General features: G+C 39.9%; 6 protein-coding genes and 1 pseudogene. All 7 read right to left on the minus strand.

All coding sequences use genetic code 11. From position 1 onward, the window contains the following. Window positions 1–115 precede the first annotated feature (115 nt). Window positions 116–3,157, minus strand: a complete 3,042-nt coding sequence (locus tag VB797_RS20900; protein WP_323239664.1) for a peptidase domain-containing ABC transporter — start codon at window positions 3,155–3,157, stop codon at window positions 116–118. A 240-nt stretch (window positions 3,158–3,397) separates the two neighbouring features. Then, complete coding sequence (locus tag VB797_RS20905; RefSeq protein WP_323239672.1) at window positions 3,398–4,150, minus strand: peptidylprolyl isomerase; 753 nt, start codon at window positions 4,148–4,150, stop codon at window positions 3,398–3,400. A 403-nt stretch (window positions 4,151–4,553) separates the two neighbouring features. Then, a pseudogene (locus tag VB797_RS35020) lies at window positions 4,554–4,601 on the minus strand (hypothetical protein); the annotation flags it as partial. Then, complete coding sequence (locus VB797_RS20910) at window positions 4,595–4,759, minus strand: hypothetical protein (RefSeq protein ID WP_323239665.1); 165 nt, start codon at window positions 4,757–4,759, stop codon at window positions 4,595–4,597. The gene VB797_RS20910 and the pseudogene VB797_RS35020, both read right to left, overlap by 7 nt. A 33-nt stretch (window positions 4,760–4,792) precedes the next feature. Then, a complete protein-coding gene (locus tag VB797_RS20915; protein WP_323239666.1) occupies window positions 4,793–6,676 on the minus strand; it encodes a DUF4114 domain-containing protein in 1,884 nt (627 codons plus the stop codon). A 1,018-nt stretch (window positions 6,677–7,694) separates the two neighbouring features. Continuing rightward, window positions 7,695–11,495: an Ig-like domain-containing protein gene (locus tag VB797_RS20920; protein WP_323239667.1), complete on the minus strand. Its 3,801-nt coding sequence runs from the start codon at window positions 11,493–11,495 to the stop codon at window positions 7,695–7,697. A gap of 1,025 nt (window positions 11,496–12,520) precedes the next feature. Next, entirely contained in the window at window positions 12,521–12,763 is a 243-nt protein-coding gene (locus VB797_RS20925) for a DUF4114 domain-containing protein (RefSeq protein ID WP_323239668.1), read from the minus strand. Window positions 12,764–13,092: the final 329 nt, after the last annotated feature.

A 13,092-nucleotide genomic window follows, 5' to 3' on the forward strand; every position in this document is an offset into this window, starting at 1 on the left:
GGAGTTAGGAGTTAGGAGTTGGGAGTTATTGAATTTTTAACCTTTAACCTTTAACCTTTAACCTTTAACCTTTAACCTTTAACCTTTAACCTATGCCCCATGTCCCAGATTTTTTTTAAATTTGTGCTTCTTGTTGCTGATATAGACAGTAGTAACGCCCTTTGAGTGACATTAATTCTTGATGGGTTCCTTGTTCTACAACGTAACCTTTATCTAACATCAAGATAATATCGGCATTGCGGATAGTACTCAATCTATGTGTAATAAAAAATACAGTTCTTCCTTTAAAGGCTTCTGCTAAGTTTAAGCATACCTGACGTTCGGATTCGTAGTCTAGAGCGCTGGTAGCTTCATCAAGGATTAATAAACGGGGATTTTGTAAAATTGTCCGGGCAATTGCGATTCTTTGGCGCTGTCCGCCGGATAAAGCGCTACCTCGTTCACCGACTCTACTATTGTAACCATTAGGTAGCTCCATAATGAAATCATGAGCCACTGCGATTTTAGCTGCTTCTATAATCTCCTCTGGAGTGGCATCAGGATAATTTAAGGCAATATTTTCCTGTACTGGACCTTCAAAAAGCAGCGTATCTTGAGGCACAATTCCTACTTGCTCTCGTAGCGAGTAAAGTTCTACTTTATTAACGTCGTAACCGTCGATGAGAATGCGTCCAGATTCTAAAGGATACAGACGCGGTACCAGTTTCATTAGCGTACTTTTACCGGAACCACTTTGTCCGACTACACCAACAAATACCCCGGCAGGAAATTCCAAGCTAATGTTATTTAACTGCATGGGTCCGGTGGGTTTGAAGCGGAAGGAGACGTTATCAAATTTAACCGCTCCTTCAATCATCGGCATGGGAATATTACCTTTATCTTCTTCAGTGGCTTCTTGGGGTGAGTCGATAATGTCGCTCAAACGTTCCAAAGATAAAGCGGTTTCTTGAAAGTTTTGCCATAGCTGGGTAAGACGCAGGAGAGGAGATGTCACATAACCAGCGATGATCCGAAAAGCGATTAACTGTCCTAAAGTTAGTTTTCCCTCTAATACCAAATAAGCTCCCACCCACAGCACGAGTAAGCCGGAAAGCTTGTTGAGAAAACCACTAGTGGAACCTGCCGTAGTCGAAGTCTTGACGTTTGTGAAACCAGCACTCACATAGCGAGCATAACGTTCTTGCCATTGCCAGCGCGATCGCAATTCAATGTTTTGCGCTTTAACTGTCTGGATACCCGATAAAATTTCGACTAGGTGGGATTGGGCTTCTGCGTTACGTTCTGCTTTTGTCCGTAGCTGTCGGCGCACAATCGGAGAAACTACAAAGGTAAGGATAGCAAATAATGGCAATGTCGCTAAAGCTACTAAAGCTAGTAACCAGCTATAGATAAACATTACCACAATATAGATAACGGAAAAAACCGCATCTAAAACCACTGTCAAAGCAGTTCCCGTTAAAAATTGGCGAATTTTTTCTAATTCGTTCACCCTAGTGGAAAGTTCACCCACTGGTCGCTTTTCAAAGTAGCGCAATGGTAAGCGTAACAAGTGGTCAATAATTTCCGAACCCAAAGCTAAGTCAATGCGGTTGGTGGTATCAACAAATAAATAAGTCCGAATACTGGTAAGGACTGCTTCAAAAACTGCAATTACCAATAGAAAAACACCGAGAACCTGTAAAGTATCCGGGCTGTTTTGATTAATTACCTTATCAATAATTACCTGGGTAACTAGGGGGTTTGCCAAACCGAATAACTGGACAAAGAATGAGGCAATAAATACTTCTACGAGTACGCCTTTATACTTATTTAAAGATGGTAAAAACCAACTGAGTCCAAATTTTTGCTGAGGGGTTTCTGAGGTGGGTTGCAGCAGTAATATGGGAACGACATCTTGCTGTTCTTCGGTTTCGGGTTTTGATTGCAGCAGCACTTGGGCGACATCTTGCGGCTTTTGACGCAGAATTCCCGATTCCGGTACACCGAGTGTGATGGTTCTATTCGTAACTTCGTAAACTACAGCAAAACTATCTTGCCATTGGACTATTGCGGGGGCTTCAATTCTCCCGATCGCGCTTACGGGTACACCGACTAACTGGGGTCTTAAACCAACTAGTTGCGCTACTGCACCGCACTGCTGCAATGATAGCGAACCCGTGCGTTTTTGCTGGTTAATCAAGACTTTACGAATGACTTCCCGACGGAAGGGCATATTTAGATGCTTACTCAACATTTGGAAGCAAGCCAAAATCCCATTTAATCCACCACTCCCGCGTACATGGGGATATTTACTAGGAGCATCACGCCGTTTTTTACCATTATCTGCTTCTGGTGGTTCTACGGGTGCGTAGGGGATATCGTCGTATGCTGAAGTTGCACCAGCGGGAATTACTTCCGTGATGTCCACTTGTTGCGCTTCTTCGGTGGTATCTTCGAGTAGGCGCTCGGAAGGTGAAAAAATATTTGTCGGTAAACCGAGTAAGCGTACCCGACTTCCTCTTGGTAAAGATTGCGTGGAGTCAAAGCGATCGCCAATTAATTCGGGGGAAACTGTGCCTCCACTCACCAACCACAGTAAATCACGACTCAACTGTTTTACAGCATCGCGAGTTGTTAAATTAATAATTTGTGTATCATCAAAAATTTTCAACGTTAATTCTTTACAATTACTGCAATCGGCTGCTTCTAGAATTAACTGGCTATTTGCTTGCTGTCCCAGTTGAACCGACAGTAATTCAAATACTTCAACTATTCCCGCACGCTGGTAAAAATAGGATGCAAAGCTTTCTTCCTGACCTAACAAAGCCAGAAAATCCTCAGTATTTAAGTTAATACAAATAACTTCCGTCGAAGCGATCGCCGTAGAACCAGGTGCAGACCGTACAGCTTCGAGCCAACCCATTATTTCACCGGGTTGCAGTCTTGCCAAAGTTACGGGTATTTGGGTTTGGGGTTCGTAACCCAATAAACGCACTTGTCCGGAATGAAGAATAGATATTTGAGCGGGCATTTTATCCCGTGCTAAAATCACCTGTCCCATCCGGTAACGGTACAGTTGTGCTTTTTCTAAAATATTTGTGAGTACAGCCGGTTGTAGCTGGTTAAAGGGAGCAATCCCCGTTAAAAATTCTTGAATGTTAGTTGTTGTATAACTCATTTGAATTTTAGATTTTAGATTTTAGATTTTAGATTTTAGATTTTAGATTGACCTGATATATAAAGTTGAGGAATTTTGGATTTTGGATAATTTAGATAGTGATGCCTCAGAAAAAAATGGTATATTTTTTATTTTTCGTCATACCATAAAAGCCATTAACTTAAAACTTTTACATTTCAATCCAAAATCCATTGACGCGCAAGCGTCTTCCCGTAGGGTAATCCAAAATCCAAAATCGAATTAGCTTTGTGTAGAATTATCTGCCGATAACTTACCATCTTTAAGTGCAGAAGAAATTTCTGCTTGTACCCATGCTTCAAATTGTTCGTTTAACAGTCGCTGTTGTGTTGCTGCATCTAACTGTGCGGGAATAAAATTGTCTAACCGGACAATTAAAATCCAATCTCCCAAACGAGTGGGTGGTAAGACTTGTCCGGGTTGAGCCTTGAGCAACATTTTCGCTAAAACTGGATGGGGAACCCCCAATTCTACCGGACCAATTAAACCACCAGTCTGCGCTTCGGGTCCTTTACTATACTCGCGAGCGAGTTCTGCAAAAGGCTGCTCATCTTCCTGGACGCGAAAGTATAATTCCTGAGCAATGGCAATATCATTAATCCGAATTAAGGAATACATTACTTTATCGAGCTTTTCTTTGCGTTGAAGAAAATATGATTCTAATTTTGACCCCCAAGTGTCTTGTTTGAATTTTTCTACACGAACAGCGCGAGTTACAAGATAATCTAGTTGTTCGCGTTCCAGACTGCGGGATTGGAGCCAAGCTTGTAATTGCTGCTCATCCGCTAATTGCTGCTGCTGATAAAACTGCTTATATGCGTTTTGCACTTCTTCTTCCGTCAGCGGAATAGAAGCGGTTGAATTATCAATAACTATTTCTTTAAGTAACTGAGGTAGCATTCCGTACTGCTTGAGCAGCGGAACAATTTCATCAAGATTAATTGTGCGATCGCCTATCTGCAAAACTGCGGTCATAATATCAGTGTCATTCGGGTTGCCGCTGTGATAAATTACTTTCAATTAGCTTTTAATCAAGTTATGCCTATAAAGTTATTAACGGGTTGTCTAAAGGTTAATAAAGCATAAAGAACAACATTTGCTTAATTTTACTTATAGCTACTGAGTGTATTAATACCTAGTTATGGTCACATATGCTATTCGGGTAATTACTGAAAATTATAGTAGTTAAAAATTCTTGTAATTGTAAAGGGTAAAGTTGATTCATACGTAGTATTTGTTACAGTTATTGAATTGTACGGAATTCTATTTAATAGTTTAACCGTTGTTAAAAATTGAGATACAGTTTTTATCTGGATACAAAAATGAGCGGGTTGTTAAGCCCACCCATAATCACAATTAAACAATTAATTAGAATTATTTAAACCGTAAAATTTACCTTGACATAATGGTCGTTATAGTCTAAATCGTCACCATTGGGTAAATCTTCAAAGCCGAAGGAAGCGAACGATTAGTAACTGTCAGGTGGTTGACACCATCAGTGTTTGTTCCGAGGTCTGGGAAGTAATTCTGAAGATTATGTACAAAATTTATTCGTTGTGCGGTAGAAATTAAAAGACGTAGCATTGCTCCCGATCTCTACATAATTTATTTCATTATTTAGACAACAAAATCCATTTTGATAATTAAATCGTTGTAATCGCGATCGCCACCTTTGGGTAAGTCTTCAAAACCAAAGCTGTTGTCACCTAACAAGCGAATATGGTCGAAGTTATCGGTGTTTGCTCCTTGATATGCAAAGTATACTTCTGCTTTGTTGTCAAGAGCATCGTTGAAGCTACTATCGACAATTATGAAGGGAGCAAATATACTACCACCCTCAAGTGTTCCGTTGAAGTTACTTTGTGTAGAATCTTTAGTTTGCAGCAGGTCAAGGCTGGTTATCCGATTTTGCAGGGCTGCTTGTTTATATCTGGAATCACCGGGGTTAATTATTTCATCGTTACTTTTAATGCCACCATTCGCATCATTAACTGCGTAAAAACCGATAATATTGTCATAATCTGCATCGCGTGTAACTGATACTGTAGTTTTAATAGCACCATTTTGGCTGCTTAAATCTATTAATTCAATATTGTTACTTCTTTGCAGTTTTGTACCGATAGGTTGCGATTCACTATGATCTGTTGGTAATTCAATTGGTGGTTCAACAGGGGTAATGATTTTGTCTGATGAACTAGCACGTAAGAGCCAATTTTTATCTTGTAATAAGGAAGTCGAGAAACTGTTTAAGTCTAAATTATCAGTGTCAGTTGCAGCGATCCAAGATTGGTTGACTGATGAACCATTATCTACAGGAATCCATGTCGGTTTGTTGTCTATATGTTTGTATAAAGCACCAACAAAGAAGGTATTTTCTACTTTTGTGGGGTTAATAGCGATATGAGCAAAACCTTCTGTATCTAAAAGGTTGGTGTTAACTTCTAATATTTTTTCGTCACTGTCTGGTTGCTTGTCGTTATCTTTATCTTGATAGAGAAAAATTGCTGATGGATTGCCTAAGTTTGATAAACCGACGGAAATAAAATCGATTGTTTCAAATTGGGAATCGACGGTGTAAGTGTTAAATACTATTGCGTCACCGTTACCAGGGTTGTAATGAGCGTCGCGTTTTCCATCATCTAATTGGTAGGTTTTACCATCTATCATCAAATCGAGTTTGACGTTTTCGTCATCGATGGTGACTTGCTCGGTTTTAACGGTGTTGTTGTCCCGGATGAATTCTACTTGATAATCTCCGGGAGATAATAAAGTTTGGTATCCACCAGCGGTTTCAGTTTTAATTGAGGTGCTGAAAGTAGCGTTACTAATACCGTTAATATTAACTGTAATATCACTTAAGCCTTCACCGATGCTGTAGAAATCATCGTTATCAACATCGCGGAATATTGTACCCAGCAACCAAGATGTATTAGTTGTTGCTAATTGTTTGCTACTGCCAAAATGTTGAGTGGTGAGTAAAGAGCCTACTTTTGTAGAAGGATTATCTTCGGGTAAAATACCAATCCCAACTTCTCGATAACTACTGGACATGGTAGTGTTGCGGTGTCCGGGGGGATTTTGGATACCATTGGGATTATCTCCCCAATCGATCGCAAAAGCTGCATGACTTTCAAATACAGAGGTTCCGTAAGCGTAGATATTTTCTGCTAACGTAGTAAATTGATAACCAGTATTGCCAACGCGATCGCCTAAGTTAGGTTCGTTGGGTAAATTATGAGATTGTTGGTCATAGTCAATCATTAACTGAGTGTGAGCAACAGCAGATTCATGTAATTGATTAGACCAAGCTACCGGCTGTGCGGGTGTGAGTTGATCCCACTGCGATCGTAACTGATTTAAATCAACTTTGAAATATGAGAGAGCGTTTTGAATATCTTCGTCGGTAGAATTAACTAATAAATCATATTCAGCCTCCGGATTTGTTCGCATCCGGTTGATTAATTCGAGCATATACTGCTCTTTTGGATTAGGATTAGCCATTGTTACTGCTTAAGTATTGGTGGAACACGTACCGAACACAGCGGACATCAGCAGATTTTGGCACCCAGAATATTTTTTATTTATTGAAACCTCATTTCGTCTTACGTTCTACGGACACGTTTCTTATTAAGGAGGGAGTGAGTATAATTCGTAATACGTAATTAATTCCCTATAAACAAAATTAAGGGGCTTCCTTTTTGGTTTAATCCACGGATAAATCCGGGGGTTATGTATGACCTAACAGTCACGCTTCGCGTGAACGCTAACAAACCGATAAAATTTACTTGGTGAGGTTTCATGTAATAGGAAAATATTAATGAAGATTAACTACAAATTAGAACAAAAAATTCCGAGAAATACTTATTTTGTTTTATGGTAGACATACTTATTTCATTTGTTTAGCTAAAATCCGGATAGATAAATTGCTGGCTGTAAGGGATTTTTTTTTACGGTAAAAGGTAGTTTTTCTGAGGGCTTGTAACTTGTGGGATGAGTAAAGCTTGTCCTACAATTACTTAGGTATATAAACTCATTTTGTATTTATTATTTCCTTGTATTTATTACGTTTAAATATAATAGTTTTTTGTTTAGCGATAATCTAGCTGGTGTGGCTACTTTTGTTTGAGAATGCATAGAAATAATTTTGTTAGGAGTTACGCAACGACAAGGTAAGCGCGTCAAGAAGGAAACCATATAAATCTTTTCCGGAGATATCTATTGAGAATTGACAATTAAAAAAAAGCACCCGGAAAATAAATTACCTGGTGCTTTTTTTTTGAGGAATTTTAAATAATGAACTGGCTATTTAGAGGCAATACATCATTTAAAATCTAAGATGAAGCCTACCGATTGCTTAACACATATCTTACAACATTTTCAAAAAGCAAAAAGAAACCGAGTTTCTCGCAAATCGCTAAACGAAAAAACAATTTTTGCAGGAGAAGAAACCCGGTTTATAGCTAAGGTGCAAGTTAGGAATTAAGGTTTCCCAGCCGTAGCCGGGAAATGCGTTGATCAATTAAGCAATTTTGAAATCTACAGTGATTTCTAAGTCGTTGAAGTCTCTGTCACCACCGTTAGCCAAGTCTTCAAACTTGAAGGTGTTACCGCTGGTGATGATGTGGTCTATGCTGCCGTTATCAGTGTTAGCACCTAACCAAGAGGTGTAAACGCCTTCTACGCTGCTGAGGTCGCTCTTAGCTTCTGCCAAAGTACCATCAGCAATCAATAACACACCAAGAACATCTCCACCTGCAATATTGAAGCTTCCCGATGCATTATTACTTGTAAATGCTTGACCAACGATGTTGTTTAATGCTTCTTGAATGTAAGCAGCTCCATCGCTAGGTGCCAAGGAACCGATTTCACCGTTAGCGTTATTAACTGTGTAGAAGTAGACGGTGTTATCGTACTTAGCTTCTCTATCAACGTCGTAGCTAACTTCTACTGTTTGACCTGCGAATGCGGTGAGGTCAATTATTTCCATCACGTTTCCAGCAGCATCTTTGTTGCTGGTTTCGATAGGATTAATAACTGTTCCAGGAGGTGTTACAGGAGGTGTTACAGGAGGTGTTACAGGAGGTGTTACAGGAGGTGTTACAGGAGGTGTTACAGGAGGTGTTACAGGTGCTGCAACTGTGGTGAAGTTGAAGGTACCATCGGTTGCCAATGTACCGTCAAATTCGTTGCCAGCAGCGTCTGCGAATGCACCATCTTCGATTGCTACGGTGTAAGCTTTACCGTTCATCAAGTCAGCAGTTGGATTGATAGTAACTACACCACCAGCAGCGATGGATACCTGAGCATCATCAGCGGCGATTGTGGTAATGTTTCCATCAGCATCTGTGATGGTGATGTTTTTACCTGCAACTGCTGTTACGTCTTCACCCAAGTTGAAGCTGATATTTGCATCTACTGCAACGTTAGTAGCGTTGTCTGCGGGTGATGTAGCTCCGGTTACTACAGGTGCTGTGGTGTCGGGTAAAGTTGTGGAGAAATTGAAGGTAGTAGTATCGTTAATACCGTCGTAAGCTTCACCAGACAAGTCTCTAATTGCACCGGCTGCAATTTGTACGTAGTAGTCGGTGTTAGCTTCTAAGTTATCAGTAGGGTTGATGGTAATTGTGTTACCACTGCTGGTTACTTTAGAAGCGCTAACGTTGAAGGCTTCAACAAGGGTACCATCTGCTTTGAAGAGGCTGATGTTACCAGTACCTTCTCTAACAGCTTCGTTGAAGGTAATCTTCAAGTCGTCACCAAGTGCAACTCCCATGCTGTCGTCAGCAGGAGTGAATGTTAGTGCAACGGGTTCACCAGCAGCAGCAGTGGTGAAATTGAAGGTTGTTTTGTCGGTGATACCGTCAAAGGTGTCATTATCTCCAGCTGCAGCCTGAATTGCTCCGTCTTCAATTTCTACGTAGTATTCTTTGGAGGTGCTGAGGTTATTAGCTGGGTCAATGGTAACTTTCTTACCGTTAAATGTGACTTTGCCAACACCAGCTACAGTATATTCTGTAACTCCTGCTGAAGGACTTGTAGGTTGTACAGATGTCAGATCAATAGTTCTGACATCTGTACCATCTGTACTTTTAACAGAGATTTTCTTGTTACCAGCAGTAACAGCTTCGTTGAACTCGATTTCCAAGTTACCGTCGATAGGAAAATTAGTTGTATTGTCAGTGGGTGAGAAGTCACCTACTACAACAGGACCGTCATCGCTTGCAGTAGTGAAGTTCCAAGCATCTGTACCACTGATACCAGCAAATTTGTTGCCTGCTACATCTGTAACTGTTCCTTCTTCAATTTCTACATAGTATTGTGTAGAAGTTTTGAAGTCGTCGGCAACAGCTGTTTTGATATTAATGTCAATAGATGTAGCCCCTGCTGCTAATGTAGTTGCACTTTGAACTACACCACTTGTTGTAGGAGCAGTACCAGCAGCAGTATATTCAACTGTTCCAACAACGCTATTATCAGAAGCATCTTTGATGAAAATTTTACCTTTTCCAGCAGTTACAGCTTCATCGAATTTGATAGTTAACCTACCATCAGTTGGAACATTCACTGCATTATCAGCAGGAGATAGGGGGTTGCTGGAAGCTAACTTAGGTGCAACAATATCAGTCGCAGTTCTGAAGTTCCAATTAATCTTGTCGTTGATACCAGCGTAAAATACACTAGAGCTATCGCTATCTTCAATAGCGTTGTTGTCAATTTGTATGTAGTATCCAGTGTTAGCTTCTAGGTCAGCAGAAGGATTGATGGTTACTTTTGTACCTTCAAATTTTACCTTTGCATCGCTAACAGAAATGGTTTCAACGATAGAATCGTCTGATTCTTTCTTGATGGTAATGTTGCCAGTACCAGCTTTAACTTCTTCGTTAAAGGTGATAACTAAGTCTTCACCAGCAAGAACTGTTCCAGTACCTGTTGTTGGGTCGTTAATATCATTAGCAGGAGAAAGGTTAGTTACTACAGGTGCTGGGGTGTTAGCTGTAGTGAAGCTCCAACTTGTGCCTGTAATGGCTGCTGCATCATTTCCAGCTAAATCTTCAATTGCACCACTCTCAATGTTTACAAAATACGTTGTATCTAATTCGAGGTTGTTAGTAGGATCAATGACTACTGTATCGCCATTGGCTTGAAGTGAACTAATTAGTATCTCTGTGTCGTCAGTTCCTGTTCCTGTTCCGTCAAAAGTTCCGTCACCACCATCTTTGTAAAGCTTAATTGTCTTTGTAGGATCAAGCTTCACATTTTCATTAAAGTTAATGGTCAAGTTGGAATCAACCGCAACATTTGTTGCAGCGTCAGCAGGAGTTCTTGAATCCTCTGTAGGAGCAATAGTATCGTTAGCAGTGAAGGTCAATTCAGCTTTGTCAGCAGTAGCAGCAGCAGTATCTGCTGTGTATGCATTTCCAGCTAAGTCTACAATCGCCCCATTGTCGATTTGTACGTAGTATGTTGTACCATTGACTAAATCATTTTTGGGGTTGATGAAGATTCTGTTGTTGCTAGAATCGATTACTACCTTATCATCTACAGCTGTATTACCTGTTGTGAAATCAGCAGCATTAAATGATTGAACAAGCGTACCATTGTTGTTGAAGATGGAGATGTTACCACTACCAGCTTTTATGCCTGCTGCCAAACCTAACGCAGGTGATTCGGTGAATTCAATTTCGATAGCAGCAGTTCTTTCAATATTACCAGTGCCATTTAGATTACTATCATTCAAACTTGCTGCAATTATTGTAGGCGCAGTTTTATCACCAGCATTAGCACCATCTAAAATTTGGCTTGCGTTAATACTATTCTTGCTGTTGCTACCTGAAACAATCTTCCACTGAAACTCAGAGTTCTCGTCACCAGTTCCCTGCAATTGTAAAGAGCTATTTGCAGGAGTAGATTCGCTCTGTTGGAAGTTGGTTCCAATTAAAGCACTGGTTTGACCTTGTACATTAGTAATACCAGTAGGCTGATCTGCTGCGGTGATAGTGCTGCTACCATAGCCAAGGAATTGAACTAAATCGCCAGCAGCAGTAGTACCTTTTAGTAAAGCAATAGCGCCCGTTCCATCTTTGATATCGCTAAAGTCAACAGCAACTGTACCAAAACCTTTATCATTTTGGTCTTGGATTACGGTTTGGGATAGTACATCGCCTAGCTTTACTTCTTTATAAAACTTCCCATCATCACCGTAAAGAACTATTCTGTAGTCTTTAAGGTCGGTACCAGCAGGACCTGCAATTTCAATGAACTGGTTAGTATCAGTACCAGTATTGTTATAGTGAAACTCGTTAATAAAAACTGTTGCCATTCGAGAGAAATCTCCTAGTTGATCTATATATAGATGTGCCGAGATACACCCCACGCCTTATCTACCCAGCGTTGAAAACCTGATAAGTGCAACTACTCGCAGCACTCCCTTACTGACTTACCAGAAGTGCTGGAGTTGTCAGCAATTGCCTCATAGATTCAGATGAAATTTCACGTTTGCTCATTTACTTCAAATACGTCATTGCAAACGGAGCTAAGCGGAACATTCATTCAACGGTGAGCGTTTCGGAAGGATATTATGTGCCTTCGGAAAACACTACGCGAACACTCGCTACTGCTGCATTAGTAATGACAAGTATTTTAATAAACGCAATAAAAATTAAACTTTGTAATCTCAAACTTCTGTCTTTAGCAAGAGGTTTGAATTCACAGTTATCAATCTACTCGTAAATTATTAAAAAGAAAAAAAATCCAGATTAAGTGCAATTTAAATCTGAATAATTAATAATATTTTTTACGTTATTATACACAGTGCAAAACACTCAAATAATCAAGTTTGTTTTTTACCTATACTGTATCTTAATACAGATTATAGGTTTGTGAAATACTTTTGTGTTTTACTTTGCTAATTATAGATATAAATGTATATTCCGTTGAGTTCGCAGGTCATCATGTTAAAGCTAAGGTGATTTTTATCTGATGAATTGCAGTTTAATTTACTTTTTTGCTTTTAGAATGATTTTTGTCAAGTCAAGTTTTTATTATTGATGTTTAATTCTACTTTTGTATATTCTAGTTAATAAAAATAGTGATTTCCTTGTTCCCAGTCTCCGACTGGAAACGCATCTCTGAAGGCACTGCCTTCTTTATATAGGGTCGGCAGAGCCTAGGCTGTGTACTTTGTGGGTTTTTGGGCTAAAAGTTCACACAGTTTTTGTGTTGGGTTTCAAGTGGAGGCAGAGCCTCCTGCATCGGCATTCCCAGGCTGAGCCTGGGAACGAGAAATTGGGAATTGGTCCCTTCCCGGCTTTATGATTAGCTGTAAGGGGAAAGGGGGGAGTAATATCACGCGCTAAATTCTATCTTGATTTCAAGGTCGTTGAAGTCAGAGTCACCACCGTTAGCCAAATCTTCAAATTTGAATATATTGTTCTCAAATTTAATATGATCGAAGTTTCCGCTATCGGTATTAGCTCCAATGTAGGAGAAGTAAACCCCTTCTACGCTATTAAGATTTTTCGCTTGTTCTAAGGTTCCGTCAGCAACGATCGCAATACCCAAAATATCCCCACCTGCAATATCAAGCATTCCTGTTGTGGTTTTCTCGTCGGGTGTTGATAATCCATTGGTTGGGTTAATAACGTTGTTTAATGCAGCTTGCAGATAACCGCTAGTATTTGGTGCTAAGGAACCAATTTCACCGTTAGCGTTATCAACTGTGTAGAAGTAAACGTTGTTGTTGTAATTTGCTTCCCGGTTGACTTCAAAGCTCGCTGTTACGGTTCTACCTGCGAATCCGGTAAGGTCAATTAGTTCGATTTCATTTCCACTTGCATCTTTGTTATTAGTGTTAATAGGGTTGATAGTTAAAGTTTGTAGGTTGGGTTAGACGCAAAAACAATATTGATGGTGATTAG

Source organism: Rivularia sp. UHCC 0363, assembly GCF_034931125.1.
Taxonomy (GTDB): Bacteria; Cyanobacteriota; Cyanobacteriia; order Cyanobacteriales; family Nostocaceae; genus Rivularia.